At 71.8% G+C, this 23344-nt stretch carries 20 protein-coding genes; 7 read left to right on the plus strand and 13 right to left on the minus strand.

The genetic code is table 11. From position 1 onward, the window contains the following. Positions 1-20 precede the first annotated feature (20 nt). A complete protein-coding gene (locus tag LNW73_RS16700; RefSeq protein ID WP_250990451.1) occupies positions 21-1730 on the plus strand; it encodes a sensor histidine kinase in 1710 nt (569 codons plus the stop codon). A 33-nt stretch (positions 1731-1763) separates the two neighbouring features. Here LNW73_RS16700 and LNW73_RS16705 read toward each other — a convergent pair whose 3' ends face one another. The 5 genes from LNW73_RS16705 to LNW73_RS16725 all read right to left on the minus strand — a co-directional run bounded on the left by LNW73_RS16705 (position 1764) and on the right by LNW73_RS16725 (position 7459). Then, positions 1764-2630: a Cof-type HAD-IIB family hydrolase gene (locus LNW73_RS16705; RefSeq protein WP_250990452.1), complete on the minus strand. Its 867-nt coding sequence runs from the start codon at positions 2628-2630 to the stop codon at positions 1764-1766. A gap of 126 nt (positions 2631-2756) precedes the next feature. Then, positions 2757-3734, minus strand: a complete 978-nt coding sequence (locus tag LNW73_RS16710) for a MerR family transcriptional regulator (RefSeq protein WP_250990453.1) — start codon at positions 3732-3734, stop codon at positions 2757-2759. Positions 3735-3750: 16 nt separating this feature from the next. Continuing rightward, positions 3751-4644: a metal-dependent hydrolase gene (locus tag LNW73_RS16715; RefSeq protein ID WP_250990454.1), complete on the minus strand. Its 894-nt coding sequence runs from the start codon at positions 4642-4644 to the stop codon at positions 3751-3753. 74 nt (positions 4645-4718) lie between these two features. Beyond that, positions 4719-6575 carry an SDR family oxidoreductase gene (locus tag LNW73_RS16720; RefSeq protein ID WP_250990455.1) on the minus strand — a complete coding sequence of 619 codons (1857 nt, stop codon included), beginning with the start codon at positions 6573-6575 and terminating at the stop codon, positions 4719-4721. Then, a complete protein-coding gene (locus LNW73_RS16725; RefSeq protein ID WP_250990456.1) occupies positions 6572-7459 on the minus strand; it encodes a M24 family metallopeptidase in 888 nt (295 codons plus the stop codon). The genes LNW73_RS16720 and LNW73_RS16725 overlap by 4 nt, the downstream gene beginning before the upstream one ends. Positions 7460-7756: 297 nt before the next feature. Here LNW73_RS16725 and LNW73_RS16730 point away from each other — a divergent pair, with 297 nt between their 5' ends. From LNW73_RS16730 to LNW73_RS16745, 4 genes are read left to right on the plus strand one after another with little or no spacing between them, the layout of a single operon-like run. After that, positions 7757-8848, plus strand: coding sequence for an ABC transporter ATP-binding protein (locus tag LNW73_RS16730; RefSeq protein ID WP_250990457.1), 1092 nt, complete (start codon positions 7757-7759; stop codon positions 8846-8848). Continuing rightward, positions 8838-9800: an ABC transporter permease subunit gene (locus LNW73_RS16735; protein WP_250990458.1), complete on the plus strand. Its 963-nt coding sequence runs from the start codon at positions 8838-8840 to the stop codon at positions 9798-9800. The genes LNW73_RS16730 and LNW73_RS16735 overlap by 11 nt, the downstream gene beginning before the upstream one ends. Continuing rightward, complete coding sequence (locus LNW73_RS16740) at positions 9797-10714, plus strand: ABC transporter ATP-binding protein (RefSeq protein ID WP_250990459.1); 918 nt, start codon at positions 9797-9799, stop codon at positions 10712-10714. The genes LNW73_RS16735 and LNW73_RS16740 overlap by 4 nt, the downstream gene beginning before the upstream one ends. 31 nt (positions 10715-10745) lie before the next feature. Further along, positions 10746-11465, plus strand: a complete 720-nt coding sequence (locus LNW73_RS16745; protein WP_250990460.1) for an ABC transporter permease — start codon at positions 10746-10748, stop codon at positions 11463-11465. Positions 11466-11501: 36 nt separating this feature from the next. On the opposite strand, the gene LNW73_RS16750 is transcribed toward LNW73_RS16745, so the two are convergent. Beyond that, entirely contained in the window at positions 11502-12758 is a 1257-nt protein-coding gene (locus LNW73_RS16750) for a CynX/NimT family MFS transporter (RefSeq protein WP_250990461.1), read from the minus strand. A gap of 54 nt (positions 12759-12812) precedes the next feature. Next, entirely contained in the window at positions 12813-13523 is a 711-nt protein-coding gene (locus tag LNW73_RS16755; RefSeq protein WP_250990462.1) for a FadR/GntR family transcriptional regulator, read from the minus strand. Between the two features lie 127 nt (positions 13524-13650). Here LNW73_RS16755 and LNW73_RS16760 point away from each other — a divergent pair, with 127 nt between their 5' ends. Beyond that, positions 13651-14271: a YceI family protein gene (locus tag LNW73_RS16760; RefSeq protein WP_250990463.1), complete on the plus strand. Its 621-nt coding sequence runs from the start codon at positions 13651-13653 to the stop codon at positions 14269-14271. Positions 14272-14353: 82 nt separating this feature from the next. Next, positions 14354-15115 (plus strand): rhomboid-like protein, encoded by a 762-nt coding sequence (locus tag LNW73_RS16765; RefSeq protein ID WP_250990464.1) that lies wholly within the window; start codon positions 14354-14356, stop codon positions 15113-15115. On the opposite strand, the gene pdxR is transcribed toward LNW73_RS16765, so the two are convergent. The 6 genes from pdxR to LNW73_RS16795 form a co-directional block, all read right to left on the minus strand. After that, positions 15060-16526: a MocR-like pyridoxine biosynthesis transcription factor PdxR gene (gene pdxR, locus LNW73_RS16770; RefSeq protein WP_374118112.1), complete on the minus strand. Its 1467-nt coding sequence runs from the start codon at positions 16524-16526 to the stop codon at positions 15060-15062. The two genes, LNW73_RS16765 and pdxR, sit on opposite strands and share 56 nt — an antisense overlap. A gap of 14 nt (positions 16527-16540) precedes the next feature. Further along, positions 16541-17386, minus strand: coding sequence for an HAD family hydrolase (locus LNW73_RS16775; RefSeq protein ID WP_250976710.1), 846 nt, complete (start codon positions 17384-17386; stop codon positions 16541-16543). Next, complete coding sequence (gene serS / locus LNW73_RS16780) at positions 17383-18660, minus strand: serine--tRNA ligase (RefSeq protein WP_250976709.1); 1278 nt, start codon at positions 18658-18660, stop codon at positions 17383-17385. The genes LNW73_RS16775 and serS overlap by 4 nt, the downstream gene beginning before the upstream one ends. A 519-nt stretch (positions 18661-19179) precedes the next feature. Beyond that, a complete protein-coding gene (pheA, locus tag LNW73_RS16785) occupies positions 19180-20106 on the minus strand; it encodes a prephenate dehydratase (protein WP_250976708.1) in 927 nt (308 codons plus the stop codon). A 50-nt stretch (positions 20107-20156) separates the two neighbouring features. Continuing rightward, entirely contained in the window at positions 20157-21455 is a 1299-nt protein-coding gene (gene efeB, locus LNW73_RS16790) for an iron uptake transporter deferrochelatase/peroxidase subunit (RefSeq protein ID WP_250990465.1), read from the minus strand. Continuing rightward, positions 21452-23341 (minus strand): copper resistance CopC/CopD family protein, encoded by a 1890-nt coding sequence (locus LNW73_RS16795; RefSeq protein WP_250990466.1) that lies wholly within the window; start codon positions 23339-23341, stop codon positions 21452-21454. Before LNW73_RS16795 ends, efeB begins: the two co-directional genes overlap by 4 nt. Positions 23342-23344: the final 3 nt, after the last annotated feature.

A 23344-nucleotide genomic window follows, 5' to 3' on the forward strand; every position in this document is an offset into this window, starting at 1 on the left:
GACGAAATACGCTGATGGGCATGGCAGACGACAGTGCGCCGACCACTCTCAGCTTCCAGGGCATGGCCTCGCAGATCACCGTCCGCCTGCCCGAGCTGCTGGAGGCCGTCGTCTCCGTCGGCACCGGCCTCGAGCTGCACACGACGCTGCGCAGGATCGTCGAGACGGCCGCCGAACTGGCCTCCGCCCGCTACGCGGCGCTCGGCGTGCTCAACGCCGACGGCACCGGCCTCGCCGACTTCGTCACGCACGGCATCTCCGAGGAGGACGCCGAACGCATCGGCGCCCTCCCTGACGGCCGTACGGGGCTGCTCGGCGAGCTCATCCGCCATCCGGTGCCGTTGCGGCTGGCCGATCTGACGAAGGACCCGCGGTCGTCGGGGGCCCCGCCGGACCACCCCCCGATGCACGCCTTCCTCGGGGTGCCGATCCGCGTCCACACCGAGGTCTTCGGGAACCTCTACCTGACCGAGAAGCGCGGTGGCGGTGAGTTCACCGAGGAGGACCTGCACGTGGTGCGGATCCTGGCCACCGAGGCGGGGATCGCGCTCGGCAACGCGCGGCTGTACGAGGCCACCCGACAGCGCGAGCGCTGGATCAACGGCTCGGCGGCCCTCACCACCGCACTGCTGACGGGCGACGCGGCCGAGGACGCGCTGGACGTCGTCGCCGAGCAGGCCCGCAAGCTGGCCGAGGCCGCCGCGGGGCTGGTGCTGCTGCCGACCGCGGAGGGCGGCCTGGAGGTCGTCGCGGTCTCCGCGGACGAACCGGCCGGGATGCTCGGCACCGTCATCGACGCGGCGAGCCCGGTCGCCGAACTGCTGCTGAACGGGGAGCCGGTCTTCGTCGACGACTCCTCCATGGACGTGCGGATGACCACCCATCTGGCGCCCCGGTTCGGGCCCAGCATGATGCTTCCGCTCAAGAGCAACGGCCGGGTGATCGGCACACTGGCGCTGCCGCGCGAACGCGGCGGCAAGCTGTTCACCGAGGTGGAGCGCACGCTGGCCACCCAGTTCGCCGCGCAGGCCGCGCTGGCGCTGCTGCTGGCCGACGTACAGCGCGACCGGGAGCGGCTGGCGGTCTACGAGGACCGCGACCGGATCGCCCGTGATCTGCACGACCTCGTCATCCAGCGGCTGTTCGCGACCGGTCTGATGCTGCAGGGCGCGCAGCGCCGCTCGGTGGTCCCGCAGGTGCGGGACGGGATCGGCAAGGCGGTCGACGAACTGGACGCCACCATCCAGGAGGTGCGCACCGCGATCTTCGCGCTCCAGCAGGCCCCCGCCGACGCGCCGGCCGGCCTGCGGACGCGGGTGCTGCGGGAGATCGGCACGGCGGCCGTCCCGCTGGGCTTCCAGCCGTCGGTGCGGTTCGTCGGGGCGGTGGACGCGCTGGTCGGCGAGCTGACGGTGAAGAACCTGATCGCCGCACTGCGCGAGGTGCTGTCCAACGCCTTCCGGCACGCGGGCGCGAGCCGGATCGACGTGGTGATCGACGCGACGGTCACCCTGCCGGGCGCCGCCGGGGACGACGGTGACGGTGACGGGGGCGGTGTGACGGGAGTGCGGCTGACGGTCACCGACGACGGGGTGGGCATCCCGGAGGAGGGCCGCCGCAGCGGACTGGGCAATCTGGCGCGCCGCGCGGAGGCCCTCGGCGGATCGAGCGGTTTCGGGCCGGGGCCGGACGGGGTGGGAACGACGGTCGTCTGGGAGGCGCCGCTGTAGCGGCGGCCGTCCCGTCGGGTCCGTCCTGCGGGTTCAGTTGCTGCGGGCCGCCAGGATTCCCTCGATGATCCGGGCCACGCCGTCGTCCTCGTTGGCGGTGGTGCGGTGCGTGGTGGCGGCCAGCACCGCGGGGTGCGCGTTCGCGACCGCGTACGAGGTGCCCGCCCAGCTGAGCATCGCCAGATCGTTCGGCATGTCGCCGAACGCGACGACCTCCTCGGCCGACACACCGCGCTCCGCGCAGCACCGGGCGAGCGTGGTGGCCTTGCTGACCCCCGGGCCGCTGATCTCCAGCAGCGCGGACGCGCTGGAGCGGGTGATCTCGCCGTGCTCCCCTGCGGCGCTCAGCGCCATCGCGAGGAATGCGTCCGGGTCGGCGTCCGGGTGCTTGGCCAGCAGTTTCAGCACCGGCGCACCGTTGTCGGCGAGCAGCTCCTCGGCCGGCGCGATCACCGCGTCGGGCATCGGGGCGTACGGCGGGTACGCGGGCTCGTACGAGAAGCCGTTCGTCCGTTCCACGGCGAAGGTCGTGCCGGGGACGGCCGCGCGCAGTGCCTCCACGACCGTGAGCGCGTCCTTGGTGTCGAGCGGGTACGCGGCGAGCAGTGTGCTGCGGTGCAGGTCGTAGACGGCGGCGCCGTTCGCGCAGATCGCCATCCCGTGCCGGGCGGTGTGCTCGGCGACGACGTTCATCCAGCGGGCCGGCCGCCCGGTGACGAAGAAGACCTCGATACCCGCCGCTTCGGCGTCCGCGAGCGCGGCGATCGTCCGGGCCGAGACCGTCTTGTCGTCACGCAGCAGCGTGCCGTCGAGGTCGGTGGCGATCAGCCGGGGCGTGCGGGCCGACGGGCGGGCGTCCGGGGACTGGGGATGCTCGGGGGCTGAGGTCACACCCCCCATCCTCCCGTATACGGCCACGACACCCGTACGCAGGTACGGGCGCGCCGCTCCCGCCCTCGGAGTACAGCTCGATCTCCACCCGCGGGTGATCCGCCGGGTCCGACTGCTCGGGGCTCATGGAAACGATCATCCCTGGCCGCTCGGGCCGCCGGTCCGCGGGCCGTCCGTCCGCGGGCCGTCCTCGGCGGGGAGGCCGGCGAGGGTGTCCATGGTGCGGGCCCGCACCTCCCGTTCGGCGGCGGCGGCGATGAAGGCCGGCACGTTGCGGCGGCCGACCAGCTCGCGGACGGCGCCCACGGTGTCCGCCGGCAGCGAGACCGGGACGTGGGCCGGCTCCGTCGGGAGCGCCTCGTCCGTCGTGAGATCGCCGAGGTGTCTTCTGACCTGCTCGGTGGCCATCATGCGCATCGCGCGGGCCAGTTCCGCGTCGATGGTCTGCTGGGCGAGCGGCCGCAGCCGCCGGACCAGGGACGCCGCCTCCGTCGCCTCCGCGTCGGTGGGCGGATGGTCCAGATAGCGCTGGAAGACATGCTCGGTGGTGAACTGCAGGAACCGCTCCGAGATGTACTCGACCTGGATCCGCAGCTCCCGCAGATGACCGGTGATCGCGGTCAGCGGGACGCCCGCCGCGTACAGCTCGACGGCGACGGCCAGTTCCTGGGGACTGGGGACGAGGAACTCGTCCTCGCTGCCGGGGACGGTCTCCAGCACCCCCAGGTCCAGGGCGTCGACGATGGCGGCCTGGTCGGGGACCCCGCCGAACGCCTCGGTCAGCTCGGCGCGGGTGATCCGGGCCGGGGTCTCGTCGGACCAGGGCCGGTCCACCTCGTTGACCAGGCCGAGGACCCCGCCGAGCCCGGTGCCCGCGTCCCACGCCTCCAGCAGCTCCTTGATGCTGGCCAGCGTGTATCCGCGCTCCAGGAGGTCGGCGATCTGCCGCAGCCGGGCCAGGTGCGTGTCGTCGTACACGTTGGCCCGGCCCCGGCGTTCCGGTTTCGGGAGCAGCCCGCGGTCCTGGTAGCCCCGGATCGTCCGGACCGTGGCGCCGCTGAAGTGGGCCAGGTCCTCGATCCGGTAGGCGCGATGCTCGGCGGAGACGGTCAAACGGTCCTCCCTGGACTCACGAGGCGGCCGCGCGGCCTATCGCGCCCGCCGCGATCCGTGCCGCCGGGGAAGTCGCCAGGTACTCGACGGCCCTGCGCAGCGACCCCTCCTGTGACGGATGGTACGACCGCCGGAGGTATCTGGGCATGGCCATGTTCAGCGCGGCCCAGGAGGGCAGCAGCCCCTTGGCGGCCGCCGCGCGGTGGTCGCGGAAGCGGTACCTGCCCTGCGGCAGCTGCGGATCGTGCCGCATCAGGTAGCGGGCCCCGGTCACCCAGAGGTACGCGAGGGCCGGCCAGGCGAGGACCATGCCCTCCGCGCGGCGCAGATAGCGCGGCAGGCCCTCCCCGGCGACGTGCTGGTACATGTCGAAGGCGACGGCCCGGTGCTCGACCTCCTCGGCGCCGTGCCAGCGCAGCAGGTCCAGCATCACCTCGTCGGTGCCGGCGTCGTCCAGTGCCCCGGCGGCCAGGATCCAGTCGCCGAGCACCGCCGTGAAGTGCTCGATCGCGGCGATGAGCGAGAGCCGGAACTTCAGCCACTCGGCCCTCGGTATCGGTGAGCCGAACGGCGGCCTCTCCCCGAGCAGGACGTCGAACATCCACTCCACATGCCGGGTGTAGCGGTCCGTGTCGAGGTTCTGCTCGGCCAGATGCTCCAGGACGTAGGCGTGCTGCACGCTGTGGGTGGCCTCCTGGCCCATGAACCCCTTGACGTCCTTGAGCAGTTCCTCGTCCGTGACCAGGGGCAGGGCCTCCTTGAAGACCTTGACGAACCACCTCTCCCCGGCGGGGAGCAGCAGGTGCAGCACATTGATGACATGGGTCGCGGTCGGCTCGTCCGGAATCCAGTGCAGCGGCGTCTGCTTCCAGTCGAACGAGACCCGGCGCGGTTTGATCGCGTAGCTCATGGTGTCGTGACCTCCTTACAGGGGCTTACCGGGGCTTACGGGGACTCATCGGGGTTTACGGGGACTCACCGGGCTTACAGGGGCGGGTCGAGACGGGCCAGACCGCGCAGCGCCCTGGGGGACAGCCGGCCCAGCAGCCGGGCGCCGCGCGCCTCGGGGGTGACCGGGACGACCGCGGAGTTGCGCATCACCGCGCGCACGATCGCCTCGGCGACCTTCTCCGGCGGGTAGTTGCGCAGTCCGTACAGCCGGGACGACCTGGCGCGGCGCCGGTCCTGCTCCGTGTCGGTGACCCCGGCGAAGCGGGTGGTCGAGGTGATGTTGGTGTTGACGATGCCGGGGCAGATGGCGCTCACCCCGATGTCGTGCGGGGCCAGTTCGGCGCGCAGGCATTCGCTGAGCATCAGCACGGCCGCCTTGGAGGTGCTGTACGCGGGCAGCGCGCGCGACGGCTGGAAGGCGGCGGCCGAGGCGGTGTTGACGATATGGCCGCCCTGGCCGCGGTCGACCATCTGCCGGGCGAAGAGCCGGCAGCCGTGGATGACGCCCCACAGGTTCACGTCCAGCACCCGCTTCCAGTCCTCGGTGGTGGTGTCGAGGAAGGAACCGGCCAGCCCGATGCCGGCGTTGTTGACGACGACGTCGGGCACGCCGTACTCGGTGGCGGTCTTCTCCGCGAGCTTCTCCATGGCCTGCTCGTCGGAGACGTCCACGGTCTCGGCCCAGGCGCTGGGAGCGCCGATCAGCCGGGCGAGTTCCGCGGTGCGGGCCGCGGACTCCGCGTCCCGGTCCACCGCGATGATCCGCGCCCCCGCCTCGGCGAAGGCGAAGGCGGTGGCGCGTCCGATGCCGCTGCCGGCGCCGGTCACCAGCACCAGCTGACCGGCGAACCGCTCACCGGCGGGGCCGGGCTTGTCGGGGGTCTTCCGAACGGGACGGCCCTCTTCGTTGGACGTCACGAACTCACCGATCCACTGGGCGATCTGATCCGGGCGGGTGCGCGGCACCCAGTGCTTGGTCGGAATGGTGCGGCGCCGCAGGTCGGGGACCCACTGCTCCAGCTCGTCGTAGAGCTTCTCCGAGAGGAACGGGTCACCGGTCGGGGTGATCAGCTGGACCGGCACATGGGCGTAGGCGTCCGCGCGCGGCGCGCGCAGCCGGTCCCTGACGTTGTCCCGGTAGAGCCACGCGCCGTGCGCGGCGTCCTCGGGCAGCGAGGCCGTCGGGTAGTCCGCCGAGGAGATCTTCTCGGCGCGGGCGAGCAGCTTGGGCCACTGCCTGCCGAGCACTCCGCGCCAGGCCAGCTCCGGCAGCACGGGCGTGTGGAGGGCGTACACGTACCAGGACTTGGCGCCCTGGCCGAGGAGCTGGGCGAGCCGGCGCGGGGTGGGCCGTGCGACGCGCTGCTTGATCCAGTGGCCGAAGTGGTCGAGGGAAGGCCCCGAGATGGAGGTGAAGGTGGCGATGCGGCCCTCGGTCCGCCCGACGGTGGCGAACTCCCAGCCCTGCACCGAGCCCCAGTCGTGGCCGACGAGGTGGACCGGCCGGTCCGGGCTGACCGCGTCCGCGACGGCCAGGAAGTCGTCGGTCAGCCTCTCCAGCCGGAAGCCGCCGCGCAGCGGTTCCGGCGCCGTCGAGCGGCCGTGGCCGCGCACGTCGTAGAGCACGACGTGGAAGCGGTCCGCGAGCCGGTCGGCGACCTGGGACCAGACTTCCTTGCTGTCGGGGTAGCCGTGCAGCAGCACCACGGTGGGCAGCGACGCGTCCCCGTACTCGGCGACGCACAGCTCGACCCCGTCGCCCGCCACCCACCGCTCGCGCGCCGCCCCGGACCCGCTGCCCGCCCCGGACCCGCCGCCCGCTCCCGACCCGCTTCCCGCCCCCGACCCGCTGCCGTTCCCGGTCCCGTCTCCCGCGCCGTCTCGGCTCATACGGCCAGCCCCGCTTCCTTCCAGCGCTTCACATGTGGCAGTTCGTCGTCCAGCCAGTACGCGTCCGTCGCGGTGACGACGAGGATCTCCTCGAACTTCGCCCCGGTCCCGCGGAATCCGAGATGGGGCTCGACCGCCCACAGTCCGGGCTGCGGCGGGTGGTCGGACATCCGGTACGGGCTCCACAGCGGGGACCAGCCGTCCCGGTGGCCGTGCAGCGCGTCCTTCGCCAGCCCCTTGAGGCTCTGGGTGCCGAAGCCGGCGATCTGCGGTGACCAGCGCCGCTCCCGCACGCGGTCGACCTTGTGGGCGATGACGCCGAACGGATAGGCGCGGTGGCGGTTGGCGTAGCCCTGCTTCGCCATCAGCCGGTCCACGTCCTCGTAGATCGCCCGCAGCGAGCGGCGCTCGCGCACCTCGCGCAGGATCAGCTCGCGGTGCTCGCGCAGATCCGCCAGCAGCCGGTCATGGACCGGGTTGAGGCCGAGGCACCCGGAGTACCCGATGTCGGCGGTGAACCCCTTGTAGATCGGGGCGGTGTCCAGGATGAAGGGCATGCCCGGCTCCAGCCGGCGCTGCGTGGGGAAGAACTGCAGCGGCACCTTGAAGCCGGTGAAGGCCGTCCGGTCCCCGAACCAGGCGAACGGCAGATGGAACCAGTCGCGCACACCCCGCTCGCGCAGCCACTCCCGCATCATGCGGGCGGCCTCCCGCTCGGTCACCCCCGGTTTCAGCTGCGCCGCGACCGCCTCGGCGCACGCGTACGCCAGCCGCTGCACCTCCCGGAACCCGTCCAGCCCGTCCGGATTCCTGCTCCGCCCGTCCGAACCGTCCGAACCGTCCGAACCGTCCAGCCCGTCCGACCCGTCCGATGGATGACTCATCACGACCGCCCACCCCTCAGTACGGCACCCAGCACGGCATGCGCCAACCCTGACATCGATGAATGTGACATCACTTCATGGCAGGGTCAAGGGTGCCCGCACCGCCTGTGGAAAACTCCCGCCCCGCCGTCCGGGCCCGTCACCCGGACTCCCGCCCGGACCCCCATTCGCCCCGCCACCCGGACCCCCGCCGGAACGCCATGCCCCTGACATCAGTCCGGCGCTCGGAGGAGATCCCCTACGGGAGGTCAGCCCGCAGGACTACCCCGATGGGGCCCCGCAGAGGGACGCTCCGCTGTGGTCCGCGCCACTACCGTCGACAACGTGACTGTGATCGTGACCGAAAGCCTGAGCAAGCGGTACCCGAGGGTGACCGCCCTGGACCGGCTCTCCGTGGACATCACCCCCGGCGTGACCGGGCTGGTGGGTGCCAACGGAGCCGGCAAGTCGACCCTGATCAAGATTCTGCTGGGTCTGTCCCCGGCCACCGAGGGCCGTGCCGCCGTGCTCGGACTCGACGTGGCCACCGAAGGCGCGGCGATCCGCAGTCTCGTCGGGTACATGCCCGAACACGACTGCCTGCCGCCCGATGTGTCGGCGACCGAGTTCGTCGTCCACATGGCGCGGATGTCCGGGCTGCCGCCCGCCGCGGCCCGCGAGCGCACCGCCGACACCCTGCGCCACGTCGGACTGTACGAGGAGCGGTACCGCGCCATGGGCGGCTACTCCACGGGCATGAAACAGCGCGTCAAGCTGGCGCAGGCACTCGTGCACGACCCGAAGCTGGTCCTCCTCGACGAGCCGACCAACGGCCTGGACCCGGCGGGCCGCGACGAGATGCTCGGACTGATCCGCCGGGTCCACAGCGACTTCGGCATCTCCGTCCTGGTCACCTCGCACCTGCTCGGCGAGCTGGAACGCATCAGCGACCACGTCGTCGTCATCGACGGCGGAAAGCTGCTGCGCTCCTCCTCCACCAGCGACTTCACGCAGGCCACGGCCTCGCTCGCGGTCGAGGTCACCGACACCGACCGGCACCCGCACGGCACCGACGCGCTGCGCGCGGCGCTGACCGCGCTGGGAGTCTCGGTGCAGGGCGAGGGGCCCGGATCCGGCGGCGCGAACATCGGCCACATCCTGCTGGTCGAGATGGACGGCGAGGCCACCTACGACCTCATCCGGGACGCGGTCGCCGAACTCGGCCTGGGCCTGGTCCGGATGGAACAGCGACGTCACCGGATCGCGGAGGTCTTCAGCACGGACGACGAGACGGACGACAAGACGGACGACGAGACGGACGACGAGACGGATGCCGACTCCGACGTCCTCGAGACCGCAGGCGCCACCGGCAGCCGGCCGCAGAAGGGAGGCAGCCGAAATGCAGCCTGACACCGTTCCCGCATCCGCATCCGCATCCGCATCCGCACCTGTTCCCGCCCCCGCAGCGCCGGAGGCCCAGCGCGGCGCCGATGTCATCCACAACATCGGCTACCGCCACTACGACGGCCCGCGCCTCGGCCGCGGCTACGCCCGCGTCTCGCTCTTCTCGCAGAGCCTGCGCGGCGCCTACGGCCTCGGCCGGTCGGCGAAGTCCAAGGTGCTGCCGATGCTGCTGTTCGCCGCGATGTGCGCTCCCGCGCTGATCATCGTGGCGGTCGCGATCGGCACGAAGATGACCAAGCTGCCCATGCAGTACATGCAGTACACGATCTTCCTGCAGATGGTCATCGCGCTCTTCGTCGCGGCCCAGGCCCCGCAGTCCGTCTCCCGTGACCTGCGGTTCAAGACGACGCCGCTGTACTTCTCGCGCCCCATCGAGCGCATCGACTACGTCGCCGCCAAGTTCGCGGCGATGACGGCGGCGCTGTTCATCCTCACCGCGGTACCGCTGGTCATCCTCTACGTCGGCGGACTGCTGGCGAAGTTCGGCTTCGCGTCCCAGACAGCCGGGTTCGGAAAGGGAATCGTGGCCGCTCTCCTGCTCTCCCTGCTGCTGGCGGGCATCGGCATGGTGATCGCCGCCATCACCCCGCGCCGCGGCTTCGGCGTCGCCGCGATCATCGCGGTCATCGCCATCTCCTACGGCGCGGTCAGCGCGATCCAGGGCGTCGCCTACAGCCAGGGCAACTTCGAGGCGGAGGGCTGGTTCGGCCTCTTCTCCCCGATCAGCCTGCTGGACGGCGCACAGTCCTGGTGGCTCGGCGCCACCGTCTCGAACCCGGGCAACTACGGCCCGCCCAACGCCTTCGCGGGCACCGTCTACCTGTTCGTGCTCCTCGCCGTCATCGCCGGCTGCTTCGGCCTGCTGATGCGCCGCTACCGGAAGGTCGGACTCTCGTGACGACGATCACCATCGACAACGTCTCGCGCTGGTTCGGCAACGTGGTGGCGGTCAACGACGTCACCATGTCGATCGGCCCCGGCGTGACGGGCCTGCTCGGCCCGAACGGCGCGGGAAAGTCCACCCTCATCAACATGATGGCCGGCTTCCTCGCCCCGTCCACCGGCTCCGTCACCCTCGACGGCACGCGGATCTGGCGCAACGAGGAGGTGTACCACCACATCGGGATCGTGCCCGAGCGGGAGGGGATGTACGACTTCCTCACCGGCGCGGAGTTCGTGCTCGCCAACGCCGAGCTGCACGGACTGTCCGACCCCGGCGCCGCCGCCCACCGGGCGCTGGCCACCGTCGAGATGGCGTACGCGCAGGACCGCAAGATCGACACGTACTCCAAGGGCATGCGGCAGCGCGTGAAGATGGCCTCGGCCCTCGTCCACGACCCGTCGGTGCTCCTGCTCGACGAGCCCTTCAACGGCATGGACCCGCGCCAGCGGCTCCATCTCATGGACCTGCTCCGGCAGATGGGCTCCGACGGCCGCACGGTGCTGTTCTCCTCGCACATCCTGGAGGAGGTCGAGCAGCTCGCCAGCCATATCGAGGTCGTGGTGGCCGGCCGGCATGCCGCCTCCGGTGACTTCCGCAAGATCCGCCGCCTGATGACGGACCGCCCGCACCGCTACCTCGTACGGTCCAGCGACGACCGGCAGCTGGCCGCCGCGCTCATCGCGGACGCGTCGACGGCCGCGATCGAACTCGACTGGTCGGAGAAGGCCCTGCGCATTCAGGCGATCGACTTCTCCGCCTTCACGGAACTGCTGCCGCGCGTCGCCCGCGAACACGGCATCCGGCTGTACACGGTCTCGCCGTCCGACGAGTCCCTGGAGAGCGTCTTCTCCTACCTGGTCACGGCGTAAGCGGCCCAACGGCCTTAAGGAGCCCACAGCGATGTACAACCCCACCGTGGCCCGGCTCACCTTCCGGGCGCTGCTCGGCAGGCGCCGCGCACTCATCCTCTGCGCGCTGCCCGCGCTGCTGATCGTCATCTCCGTCGCCGTGCGCGCCCTGGCCGGGGTGGACGACAACGTCACCAGCGACCTGCTGGGCGGCTTCGCGCTCGCGACGATGGTGCCGCTGATCGGCGTCATCGCCGGTACGGGCGCCATCGCGCCGGAGATCGACGACGGCTCGATCGTCTATCTGCTGGCCAAGCCGCTGAAGCGGCCGTCGATCATCCTGACGAAACTGGCCGTCGCGATCGGCGTCGCCATGGCGTTCTCGGCCGTCCCGACCTTCATCGCCGGCTACATCCTGAACGGCAACAGCCAGCAGCTCGCGGTCGCCTACGGCATCGCCGCGGCCGTTGCGTCGATCGCCTACGCCGCGGTCTTCCTGCTGCTGGGCGTCGTCACCCGGCACGCCGTGGTGGCGGGACTCGTCTACGCGCTGGTCTGGGAGTCCCTCATCGGCAACCTCGTCCCGGGCGCCCGCACCCTCAGTGTTCAGCAGTGGTCGCTGGCGCTGGCGCAGAAGATCGGGGGCGGCGACATCGTGCAGTCCGACGTCGGGCTCCCGGTCGCGATCGTCCTGCTCATCGGGGTGACCGTCGCCGCCACCTGGTTCGCCGCGCAGCGGCTGCGCTCGCTCACCCTGGCGGGTGAGGAGTAACCGAGGGCGACGGACGGGAAGGGCAGGGGCCGGGGGTCAGACCTTGCGGTCCCTGCCCGCGCCCAGTCCCGCGGCGAGCTGCGCGCCGCACAGCAGCAGCATCAGCACGATCGGGGCGGTCCAGCCGCCGCTGCTCTGGTAGAGCGCGCCGGCCGCCAGCGGTCCGGCGGCGGCGAGCAGATAGCCGACGCCCTGGGCCATGCCCGACAGCCGTGCGGCGGTGAACGCGTCCCGGCTGCGGAGCACGATCATCGTCAGCGCCAGCCCGACGGCGCCGCCCTGGCCGACGCCGAGCAGCGCGGCCCACGCCCAGGCGCCGCCGACCGGGTCCACCAGGAGCCCGGCGTATCCGGCGGCGGTCAGGCCGACGGCGACGGCCACCAGCGGACTCTGGTTGCGCATCCGGCCCGCGAGCAGCGGGAAGACGAACGCGCCCACCACCTGGATCAGGTTGCTGACGGCGAAGACGATCCCGGCGGCGCTCCTGCTCATCCCGTGGTCGGTGAGGATCGTCGGCATCCACGCGATGACGACGTAGACGAGCAGCGACTGCAGGCCCATGAAGCAGGTGACCTGCCAGGCCAGCGGCTTCCGCCAGACCCCCGCGTCCCGGACCGGAACCGGGCTGTTCGTCACAGCGGGGGTAGGCACGGCGGAACGGCTCCTGCGGGACAGCACCACCTGCGGGAACCAGACCGCCGCGGCGACGGCCGCCGGCAGGGCCCAGAACGCCAGCGCGGCCTGCCAGCTGCCGCCGAACGACTTCTCCAGCGGGACGGACACCCCGGCGGCGGTCGACGCGCCGATGACCATCGCGCAGGTGTAGAGCGAGGTCATGCTCGCGGCCCGGTGCGGGAAGTCGCGCTTGATCAGACCGGGCATCAGGACGTTGAGCAGGGCTATCGCCGTGCCCAGCAGGACGCTTCCGGCGAACAGCGCCACGATGGAGGACAGCGACCGCACCACGATCCCGGCGGACAGCACCGCCAGCGCGGCGAACAGCACCTGCTCGGTGCCGAACCGCTGGGACAGCCGGGGCGCGACCATCGAGCCCAGCCCCAGGAAGAGCACCGGCACCGACGTGACCAGGCTGCTGACCGTCGAGGAGAGCCCGTAGTGCGCGCTGACGTCGCCGACCAGCGGCGCCATGCTCGCCAGCGCGCCCCGCATGTTGAGCGAGGCCAGCACGATTCCGGCCAGCAGCAGTACGGGGTGGGAGAGCAGCCGGCGCGACCCGGACGGGTGGCCGGGCTCCGCGTCGATGAGCGGGACGGTGGCGGTCGGATGTGACAAGACGGGCCCCTTTCCGGGTGGTGACGCGTTCTGAGGGGACGGTGCCGGTGCCGTTCAGCCGGCCGGGCGGTCCGGTCCTGCCGCGAGGAGGGCTTCGACCGCGCGCAGCGGCTCCCGCAGCAGCGCCCGCGCCGCGCTGTCGGCCGCCTGCGGATCCCCCGCCTCGATGGCGTCGACCAGCGCGGTGTGCGTCTCCAGGTCGATCGGCGGCATGTCGCTGTCGCCGACGGCGGCGAGCAGCGTCTCGCGGACCGACGAGCTGAAGTAGCGGTAGACCTCGGTCAGCGCGGCATTGTGCGCGGCGTCCACGACGCACTGGTGGAAGTGGACGTCGTCGTCGGCCTGCGTTCCGCCGATCAGTTCCGCGCCGTGGTGGTGCACGCTGCCGAGCGCGGAGCGCATCCGCTCCAGGTCCTCCGGCGTCCGCCGGACGGCGGCCAGCCGGGCGCCCTCCGCCTCCAGCGCGAGGCGCAGCTCCAGTACGTCGCGGATACCGGCCCTGCGCATGCCCAGCAGCACGGCGGCGGGGTCGGCCCGGGAGATCACATAGGTGCCCTGGCCCTGCCTCGACTCCAGCTGGCCGGCGTGCGCGAGCACCCGGACCGCCTCGCGGACCGTGTTGCGGCCCACGCCGAGGAGGTCGGCCAGTTCGTGTTCGGTCGGGATGCGCATCCCGACCTGCCAGGTGCCGGCGGCGAGCTGCTCGCGGAGCTGCTCGACGACGGTGTCGACCAGGGACCTGCGGTCCGCTGAATGAAGGATCATCCGGTCATCCTACAACTACATCCCCAGTCCTGTCCCGCCATCCGTTCGGGTGAGGTTGTTGAAAGTTAAATGGAATGGAGTTATGGTGAATGAAGTTGAACGTTGAACCACTCGTAAGGAGCACATCATGGGCCTCTTCAACCGCACCAGGACCACCGACGCCGGCACCGCGGGCAGCACCGTGACGACCGTCCCCGCCGCGAGCGACCTCTCGCACCTCACCGGCGAGTACACCGTCGACCCGACCCACAGCGAGATCGGCTTCTCCGTCCGGCACGCGATGGTCACCACCGTCCGCGGCCAGTTCGCCGAGTACGAGGGCGCGCTGCACCTCGACGGGAGCAACCCGCACCTGTCGACCGCCGAGCTGGTCATCAAGGTCGCCAGCATCGACACCAACCAGGCACAGCGCGACGAGCACCTGCGCACCGGTGACTTCTTCGACGCCCCCGCCTTCCCGGAGATCACCTTCCGCTCCACCGACGCCGAGCGCCTCGGCGAGGACTCGTACCGCATGACGGGCGACCTCACCATCAAGGGCACCACCCGCCCGGTCACGCTCGACCTCGCCTACAACGGCTCCGCCAAGGACCTGTACGGCAACGAGCGCGTCGGCTTCGAGGGCACCGCGAAGATCGACCGCACCGACTGGGGCCTGAACTACAACGCCGCCCTGGAGACCGGTGGCGTCCTCATCGGCGAGCAGGTCAAGCTGCGCTTCGACATCTCCGCCATCAAGGGCGCCTGACACCCCCTGCCGGGTGTGCGCGATCACGAACGTCCGAAACGCGATTGGCCGGGTCAGCCGGCCCTGACAGATGATGTGGGGGATGGCCGCAGAGCAGGACACCCCGATCCCCGTCGAGCGCCGCCGCATCACCCTCCAGGGTGTGGGGCGCTTCGGCGCTTCCTGGGTGCGTTCCTCCCCCGGGACCCACATCTGGCTGCTGATCCTGACGATCACGACCTGTGTGGTCGCCGTCGTGTCACCCCACGTGCGGGCGTATCTGCTGCACCACGTCAGCACCAACCTCATCGAACTGCGGCAGCACCCGGTCCGGGTGCTGCTCGCCAGCGCCCTGTGGGTCGCGACCCCGTCCGGCTTCGCGATCTACTTCGTCTTCTACGAGCTGATCCACGCGCCCGCCGAACGCTGGATGGGCACCTGGCGCTGGCTCGTCGTCGTCGCCACCGCGCACATCGGGGCCACCCTCGTCAGCCAGAAGGCCGTACTGTTCGGCATCCATTACGACCGGCTGCCGCGGTCCCTCGCCCACACCGTCGACGTCGGGGTCAGCTACGGGATGGCCGGTGTCGTCGGCGTGCTGACGTATCTGGTGCCGCGCCCCTGGCGGTGGGGCTATCTGCTGGGGATCCTGACGTTCTTCACCGTGCCCGTCCTCACCAGCCGCACCTTCACCGACCTCGGCCATCTCACGGCCGTCCTCATCGGCCTGGCCTGCTACGGGCTGACGCCGACCGCGCGGCTGCCGGGCGGTCCGCGCCGCCCGGTGCCCCGCACCGGTCACCGGGAGGTCAGCGACCGCCGGCCGGCGGAAGTGCCCGGCACAGGGCTTCCAGAGCGCCGCTGAACGCATGGTCGGACGGCGTGCCGTAGCCGACCACCAGCCCGTCCTGCACCTCCATCGCGCTGTCGGGATGGCGGTATCCGGCCAGTCCGTCCAGGACGAGACCCTGCCGGAGCGCGGCCCGGACGGCGGCGCTCTCGGTGCCGGGCGGCAGTTCCAGTACGGCGTGCAGCCCGGCCGCGACACCGGAGACGCCGATGTGCGGGGCCCGCTCGGCCAGCGCGGCGACGAGCAGGTCGCGGCGCCGGCGGTAGTGCTGCCGCATCCGGCGGACATGGCGGTCGTACGCGCCGGAGGCGATGAGATCCGCGAGGGTCAGCTGGTCCAGGGCGCCGGCCGTGGCCTCCCGCTCGCCCTTGACCGCCACCACCTGCTCCACGAGCGGTCCTGGCAGCACCATCCAGCCCAGCCGCACCGCCGGTGACAGGCTCTTGCTGACCGATCCGAGGTAGACGACGTGTTCGGGTTCGAGGCCCTGCACCGCGCCGACCGGCTGCCGGTCGTAACGGAACTCCCCGTCGTAGTCGTCCTCCAGGACGATGCCGCCCGTCGTCCTGGCCCAGTCGACGACGGTCGCCCGCCGCCCCGGACCGAGCGGCCCGCCGGTCGGGAACTGATGGGCGGGGGTGAGCAGCACGGACCTGGCGCCGCTCGCCGCCAGCTCCCCGGTGCGAGCGCCCTCGGCGTCGACCGCCAGCGGCACCGTACGGACCCGGGCCGCCGCCAGGATGCCGCGGTGGAAGGGCAGCCCGTACGCCTCGACGGCCATCGGGCCGCGCAGCACCTGGACCAGCAGCCGCAGACCGTGGGCGAAGCCCGAGCAGACGACGATCCTGGCGGGGTCGGTACGCACCCCGCGGGCGCGGGCGAGGTACTCGGCCAGCGCCTCGCGCAGCTCGGGTCGGCCGTGCGGATCACCGGGACCGAACGCCTCGGTGGGTGCGGCGGTCAGCGCGCGGCGGGCGGAGGTCAGCCAGGCGGCGCGGGGGAAGCTGCCGGCGTCCGGCTGGCCCTGCAGCAGGTTGTACGCGGGCCGCGCGGCGCGCGGGGAGGGCGCGGTGGCGGGGGCCGGGTTCGGCTTCGGGGGCGCGGTGCGCGGTGCGACGCGGGTGCCGGAGCCCTGGCGGGCGGTGAGCCACCCCTCGGCGACGAGTTCGGCGTACGCCTCCGCGACGGTGTTGCGGGCGATGCCGAGGTCGGCGGAGAGCGAGCGGTACGGCGGCAGCCGGGTGCCGGGGGTGAGGCGGCCGGTGCGGATTGCCTCGCGCAGCCCCCGCATCAGCGAGGCGCGCCGGCCGCCGGGGCCGGTCAGGTCCAGATGGAGATCGCTGCCGACGAACCCGTCGGGACCCGGCCCCGCACCGTCAGCCGCACTCGGATCCCCACCCGCCGGATTGACCCTGCGAACCGTCATGGGACCGCACGCTACTACCGGGCGCTGTGCGGCCCGGGGGTGACGGCGAAGAGCCGTTCCAGGACGACCGCGATGCCGTCCTCGTCGTTCGAGGTGGTCACCTCGTCCGCGACGGCCTTCAGCTCGTCGTGCGCGTTGGCCATCGCGACGCCGTGCGCGGCCCACGCGAACATCGGCAGATCGTTCGGCATGTCGCCGAAGGCGATGGTGTCGGCGGCCGTCAGGCCCAGCCGGCGCGCGGCGATGGAGAGGCCGGTGGCCTTGCTGAGGCCGAGCGGCAGCAGTTCGACGATGCCCTCGCCGGCCATCGTCACCCCGACCAGATCGCCCGCGACCTCGCGCGCGACCTGGGCCAGACCGTCGTCACCCAGGCCCGGGTGCTGGAGGTAGAGCTTGTTGAGCGGGGCGCTCCACAGCTCGCTGTCGTCCTGCATGTGGATGACCGGCAGCTCGGGATTGTGCTGGTACCCCGCGCCGATCAGGACCTCGCCGTCCAGGCCGTCCCGGCTCGCGGCCAGGAAGAGCGGGCCGATCTCGGCCTCGATCTTGGCCAGCGCGAGCCCGGCGAGCTGGCGGTCCAGCGTCACGGACGTCAGCAGCCGGTGTTCGCCCGCGTGGTAGACCTGTGCGCCCTGCCCGCACACCGCCAGGCCCTCGTAGCCGAGGTCGTCCAGGATGTGCCGGGCCCAGGGCACGGAACGGCCGGTGACGACGATGTGCGCGGCGCCCGCCGCGGTGGCCGCGGCGAGCGCCGTCCGCGACCGCTCCGAGACGGTGTGGTCGCCGCGCAGCAGCGTGCCGTCCAGGTCGGTGGCGATCAGCCGGTACGGGAGGGGCGCGGAGGCAGCGGGTGAGCTCACTTGCTGACCGGCTCCAGGAACTCACGGCCGCCCAGGTACGGGCGCAGCACTTCCGGGACCCGGACCGAGCCGTCGGCCTGCTGGTGGTTCTCCAGGATCGCCACGATGGTGCGCGGTACGGCGCACAGCGTGCCGTTGAGCGTGGCGAGCGGGCGGGTGCCGTTCTCGTCACGCAGCCGGATCGACAGCCTGCGGGACTGGAACTCGGTGGTGTTCGACGTCGAGGTCAGCTCGCGGTACTTGCCCTGGGTCGGGATCCACGCCTCGCAGTCGAACTTGCGCGACGCCGAGGAGCCCAGGTCGCCCGAGGCCAGCTCGATCACCTGGAACGGCAGTTCCAGGGCGGTGAGCCACTGCTTCTCCCACTCCAGGAGCCGCTGGTGCTCGGCCTCCGCGTCCTCCGGCGTGGTGTAGACGAACATCTCGACCTTGTCGAACTGGTGCACCCGGATGATGCCGCGGGTGTCCTTGCCGTACGACCCGGCCTCGCGGCGGTAGCAGGGCGAGAAGCCCGCGTACCGCAGCGGCAGCTTGGCCGCGTCGATGATCTCGTCCATGTGGTAGGCGGCGAGCGGGACCTCGGAGGTGCCGACCAGGTACAGGTCGTCCTTCTCCAGGTAGTACACGTCGTCGTCGACCTGGCCGAGGTAGCCGGTGCCGGCCATGGCCGCGGGCTTGACGAGGGTGGGGGTCAGGATCGGGACGAAGCCGGCCGCGGTGGCCTGCGCGATCGCCGCGTTGACCAGGGCCAGCTCCAGCAGCGCGCCGACGCCCGTCAGGTAGTAGAAGCGCGAGCCGGAGACCTTGGCGCCGCGGTCCACGTCGATGGCGCCGAGGATCTCACCCAGTTCCAGGTGGTCCTTGGGCTCGAAGCCCTCGGCGGCGAAGTCGCGCGGCGCACCGAGCTGCTCGAGGACGACGAAGTCCTCCTCGCCGCCGATCGGCGTGTCCGGGTGCACGAGGTTGCCGAGCTTGAGCAGCAGGCTCTGGGCCTCCTGCGCGGCCTCGTTCTGCTCCGCGTCCGCCGCCTTGACCGCGGCCGAGAGCACGCCGGTCTTCTTCAGCAGTTCGGCCTTCTCGTCCCCCTGGGCCTTGGGGATGAGCTTGCCGAGCTGGCGCTGCTCGGCGCGCAGTTCGTCGAAGCGATGACTGGACGACCTGCGCCGCTCGTCGGCGGAGAGGAGGGCGTCGACGAGCGCGACGTCCTCTCCACGGGCACGCTGGGAGGCGCGCACACGGTCGGGGTCCTCACGAAGCAGGCGAAGGTCAATCACGGCTACAGGCTACCGGGGCGACGGGGTCCAACGCGACAAGTTAAGGGCTTTTAGTGGCGTTATGTCCGTTTCCGGGAAAAGGGGAGCGAAATGCAATAACGGACAAAAGGTCACCGTCAACCGAATTCACCGCATCCCTCCATCGGGGCACCGTCCTTGTGGAGAACGGGAGTTGGGAGGGGGTGTGGACCCCGGTTATCCACAGGTGGATGGGGATTCTTTTCCTTTGTCCACAGGTTGTGTGTGCGAACTGTGGAAGACGGAGTTGATCGTTCCGGGCGTCCGGTGCTCGGCGAAGGATTCCCGGTCCAAACCCTCTTAACACTCACTTTCGAGTGAGAAGTGTTCCCCCTATAGAGTTGATCAGAGGAATTGGGCTGACGAAGGCCGACCTGGACCACTGTGGACGGGCTCGGTGCCTGTGTACCGATTTGTCGACTAGGTCAGATTGGTCTGTCGACTTATCCCCAGTTATCCCCAGGCTGGACCTCAGGCCTGTGGATAACTTAGGTGGACAACTCAGCCCCGGCCGTCCAGCGCCCGGCCCAGCCAGTCCGCGGCCTCGGTGAACTCGTTGTCGGTCGTGCCGGGGCGCACCTGGGGACGGACCTCGTCGGCCCGCGGGTACGAGCCGAGGAACCGGACCTGCGGGCAGATCCGCTTGAGCCCCATCAGCGCCTCACTGACCCGCCGATCGGTGATGTGCCCCTCGCAGTCCACCGAGAAGCAGTACCGGCCGATGCCCTCGCCGGTCGGCCGGGACTCGATGCGCACCAGGTTCACGCCGCGCACCGCGTACTCCTGCAGCAGCTCCAGCAGCGCGCCCGGGTGGTCGTCGCCCAGCCAGAACACCGCCGAGGTCTTGTCCGCGCCCGTCGGCGCCGCCGGGCGGCCCGGCCGGCCGACCAGGACGAACCGCGTCGCCGCGTTCTTGGCGTCGTGGATCTCGGTGACGAGCGGTTCGAGACCGTACGTGGACGCCGCGAACTCGCCCGCGAACGCACCGTCGAACCGGCCCTCCTGCACCAGCCGTGCCCCGTCCGCGTTCGACGCCGACGACTCCCACAGCGCGTCCGGCAGCTGGGCCCGCAGCCACTTGCGCACCTGCGGCTGCGCGACCGGGTGCCCGGTCACCGTCTTCACGTCCTTGAGCTTCGTGCCCGGCCGCACCAGCAGTGCGAACGCGATCGGCAGCAGCACCTCGCGGTAGATCATCAGCGGTGTGCCGGTCGCCAGCTCGTCCAGGGTGGCGGTCACGCCGCCCTCCACCGAGTTCTCGATGGGCACCAGCGCCCCGCCCGCCTCGCCGTTGCGCACGGCGTCCAGCACGGCGGGCACCGACACCATCGGGACCAGCTCGCGGGTCGCCGCCTCGGGCAGCGTTCTGAGCGCGGCCTCGGTGAAAGTGCCTTCAGGACCCAGATAGGTGTAGCGGCTCGCCGACATACCGTCACCCTAATGCGCCGGACGGGTTCACGACTCCCGCGGCCGCCGCCTCACGACTCCAGCAGCCGCTGCCCCACGTACTCACCGGGGCCCGGCGCGCCGGGGACCGCGAACAGGGCGCTCGACTCATGGCGCAGGAAGCGGGACAGCCCGTCCCCGCGGTCCAGTTTCCGCTGGACGGGGACGAATCCGCGCTGCGGATCGGCCTGCCAGCAGACGAAGAGCAGACCGGCGTCCGGGGTCCCGTCCGAGCCGATGCCGTCGTGGTACGAGAACGGCCGGCGGAGCATCGCCGCTCCGCCGTTCGAGGCGGGCGCCGCGACCCGGATGTGCGCGTCGCCCGCGATGGCGGGCGCCCCCTGGGCGTCCCGCTGGTCCAGGTCCACCGGGGTCGTCCCGGTGCCGCCGGACAGCGGTGAGCCGTCCGACGTGCGGCGGCCGATCACCTTCTCCTGCCGCTCCACGGACAGATGGTCCCAGGAGTCGAGCAGCATCCGGATCCTGCGCACCACCGCGTACGAGCCGCCCGCCATCCACTGCGGCGAGCGGGCCGTGCCGCCGGCCGGAACGAAGATCCGTCCGTCGAAGTCCGGGTCGGTGGGCTTGGGGTTGTTGGTGCCGTCCACCTGGCCCATGAGGTTGCGGGACGTCATCGGCCGCGGGGTCGCGCCCGGTGTGCGGTTGAAGCCGTTCATCTGCCAGCGCACCCGGGCGGTGTCCCCCGCGGCCTTCTGCAGCACGCGCAGGGCGTGGAAGGCGACGAGCGAGTCGTCCGAGCCGATCTGCACCCACAGGTCGCCGTTGCCGCGGGCCGGGTCCAGCGCGTCCGCGGAGAACGGCGGGAGCGGCGCGAGGGCCTGCGGCGCCCGGTCCTCCAGACCGGTCTTCGGGAACAGCGAACCGCCGAACCCGAAGGTGACGGTCAGCGAGTTCGGGCCCGCGTCGTGGGCGATCCGGTCGTCGCCGCTCACCGGCCGGCCGCCGACCAGCTGCTCGGCCGTGTCCGACCAGCGCCGCAGCAGCGCCGCGACGTTCTTGCGGGTCTGCCCCGCGGTGAGGTCGAAGGCCACCAGATGGCCGCGGGCCTGCTGCGGGGTGGTGATGCCGGCCTGGTGCGCGCCGTCCCGGAAGGGGACGGCGGTCGCGCCGACCGACGCCAGCGCCGTCGGCTCGTCCCGCAGGGCGGCGGCGCCGAAGGCCCCGCCCGCGCCGCCGACGACGAGGCCGGCCGCACCGGCCGCTCCCGCGGTGCCGAGCAGCCGCCGCCGGGTGAACTGCCGCCCGGCGGGCCGCTCGTCGGCGGCCCGCTCGCCCGTTGTCCGGTGTTCGGTCGTGCGCTGCTCGGTCATGACGTGATCTCTACGTTCCTGGTCTCGGTCACCTGGTCGATCTCGGAGGTCCGCACGGTGACGGACACCTCCCACGTTCCGGCGATCGGCAGCTGCACCGAGGCCGCGGTCCAGTGGCCGACGTCGAGGTGCTGCAGCGGTACCGGCAGCGGGCCGATGTTCTTGGCCTTGAGGGTGAATTCGAGCTTCACCTCGGGCACGTCGACCGGTACCGGGTCCGCGCCGGAGATCAGGACGTGCACCTCGTTCTGGCCGACCCGCCCCGGATCGATGGTGATCAGGGCCTGGCCCTTCCCCTTGGGGCCGCCGGTGTCGTACGGGATGCGCACGCTGAGCGGCAGCCCGGAGGACGGGGAAGAGGTGGCGGGCGCGGGCGCCGAGCCGGTCTTCTCCTGTGCCGCGCGGCCCGGCTGGGTGCCGGTGAGCAGCGTCGTCACGGCGAGCACGACCACCGCGACCACGACCTCGGCCAGCACCGACTTGCGCAGCCCGCTGCGTTCGAGGTCGGCCTCCCGGGTGCGCTTGGCCTGGGTCTTGTCCCGCGCGGTGCGCTGCAACCGCAGCTGCGCCTGGCGGGCGGGGTCGGTGGACGAGCCGGCCACCACGCGCTCCGGCCGCTTGACGGCCGCCGCGGCGGTGACGGAGACGGCGGGCGCGCCGAGCCGCGCGGTCCAGCGCCGCGACAGCCAGGCCAGCTCGACGAGCAGGACGACCAGGCCGATCTTGACGAGCAGCAGCTGCCCGTAGGAGGTGGAGACGAAGGCGTCCCACGAGCCGAGCTGCCGCCAGGACTGGTAGATGCCGGTGGCGACCAGCGTCGTGACCGCCGCGAAGCCGATGCGCGAGAACCGCTGGACGGCTTCGCGTTCGATGCCGAGTCCCGCCACCAGCGCGGTCAGCAGGGCGGTCAGGCCGCCCAGCCACACCGCCATCGACAGCAGGTGCACGACGTCGACCGGCATGGCGAGGCCGGACTGGATGCCGACGGAGGCGTGTTCCGCCATCGCCCAGGTCGCGGCGATGCCCGTCGCGATGACCCCGCCGCCGATGCCCAGCCCCCAGGCCAGGTCGGCGCGCTCGGCCCGCTCGCTCTCGTTGGCGGGCGTTCCGCGTTTGGCGTACGAGCCGAACAGGACCGCCAGGAAGACCGCGGCGGCCGCGAGCAGCAGCAGCCGGGACAGCAGGGCGGCGCCCGGCCGGGTGTTGAGCACGTCGCGCATCACGCCGAGGTCGAACGCGTCACCGAGCCCGCTGCCGTTCACATATGGTCCGCGCAGCATCAGCAGCGCGATGGTGGACGCGACGAGCGCGACCCAGCCGCCGACCGCGATCCGCTGCATGGGGCGCAGCAGCGCGCCGCGCGGCCAGCACACGGCGAGGAAGACGGAGGCGCCGACGAGCATGGCGTACCCGGCGTAGGCGACATAGCGCCCGATGCCGTAGAGGACGCCCGCGGCGCCGCCGCCGACGGCCTGCTCCTGGTCGGCGAGGACGACGGAGGTCTTGGAGGGGGCGCCGACGGAGAACGTGAACGCGCCCGCGACCGGGTGGCTGTCCTCCGAGACGGCCTTCCAGGCGACGGTGTAGGTGCCGTCGCCGAGCCCTGCGCGCAGCGCGACCACGGCGGTGGAGCTGTTGCCGTCGGCGTGCTGCGGCGTGCCGCTGTCCACCCGGCTGCCGGCCGGGTCGAGGACCCGCAGCGAGTCGGCGGACAGCAGCACGCCTTCGGAGAAGGTGAGCAGCACCTGCTGCGGCGCCGTTTTGACGACGGAGTCCTCCCCGGGGGTGGTGTTCACCAGCGCGGCATGCGCCGAAGCCGGGGCGGCGGCCCCGAGTACGACGGCGAGCAGGGCGCCCAGTACGACCAGCGCACGCCTGATGGTCATCGT

Origin of the sequence: Streptomyces sp. RKAG337, from assembly GCF_023701715.1 — a bacterium.
GTDB lineage: Bacteria > Actinomycetota > Actinomycetes > Streptomycetales > Streptomycetaceae > Actinacidiphila.

What these genes read in the sequence shown, in the direction of transcription:
- LNW73_RS16700 (WP_250990451.1), top strand. Translation starts at nt 21, where the DNA reads ATGGCAGACGACAGTGCGCCGACCACTCTCAGCTTCCAGGGCATGGCC.
- LNW73_RS16705 (WP_250990452.1), bottom strand. Translation starts at nt 2,630, where the DNA reads ATGGGGGGTGTGACCTCAGCCCCCGAGCATCCCCAGTCCCCGGACGCC.
- LNW73_RS16715 (WP_250990454.1), bottom strand. Translation starts at nt 4,644, where the DNA reads ATGAGCTACGCGATCAAACCGCGCCGGGTCTCGTTCGACTGGAAGCAG.
- LNW73_RS16720 (WP_250990455.1), bottom strand. Translation starts at nt 6,575, where the DNA reads ATGAGCCGAGACGGCGCGGGAGACGGGACCGGGAACGGCAGCGGGTCG.
- LNW73_RS16725 (WP_250990456.1), bottom strand. Translation starts at nt 7,459, where the DNA reads ATGAGTCATCCATCGGACGGGTCGGACGGGCTGGACGGTTCGGACGGT.
- LNW73_RS16735 (WP_250990458.1), top strand. Translation starts at nt 8,838, where the DNA reads ATGCAGCCTGACACCGTTCCCGCATCCGCATCCGCATCCGCATCCGCA.
- LNW73_RS16745 (WP_250990460.1), top strand. Translation starts at nt 10,746, where the DNA reads ATGTACAACCCCACCGTGGCCCGGCTCACCTTCCGGGCGCTGCTCGGC.
- LNW73_RS16755 (WP_250990462.1), bottom strand. Translation starts at nt 13,523, where the DNA reads ATGATCCTTCATTCAGCGGACCGCAGGTCCCTGGTCGACACCGTCGTC.
- LNW73_RS16760 (WP_250990463.1), top strand. Translation starts at nt 13,651, where the DNA reads ATGGGCCTCTTCAACCGCACCAGGACCACCGACGCCGGCACCGCGGGC.
- LNW73_RS16765 (WP_250990464.1), top strand. Translation starts at nt 14,354, where the DNA reads ATGGCCGCAGAGCAGGACACCCCGATCCCCGTCGAGCGCCGCCGCATC.
- pdxR (WP_374118112.1), bottom strand. Translation starts at nt 16,526, where the DNA reads ATGACGGTTCGCAGGGTCAATCCGGCGGGTGGGGATCCGAGTGCGGCT.
- pheA (WP_250976708.1), bottom strand. Translation starts at nt 20,106, where the DNA reads ATGTCGGCGAGCCGCTACACCTATCTGGGTCCTGAAGGCACTTTCACC.
- efeB (WP_250990465.1), bottom strand. Translation starts at nt 21,455, where the DNA reads ATGACCGAGCAGCGCACGACCGAACACCGGACAACGGGCGAGCGGGCC.
- LNW73_RS16795 (WP_250990466.1), bottom strand. Translation starts at nt 23,341, where the DNA reads ATGACCATCAGGCGTGCGCTGGTCGTACTGGGCGCCCTGCTCGCCGTC.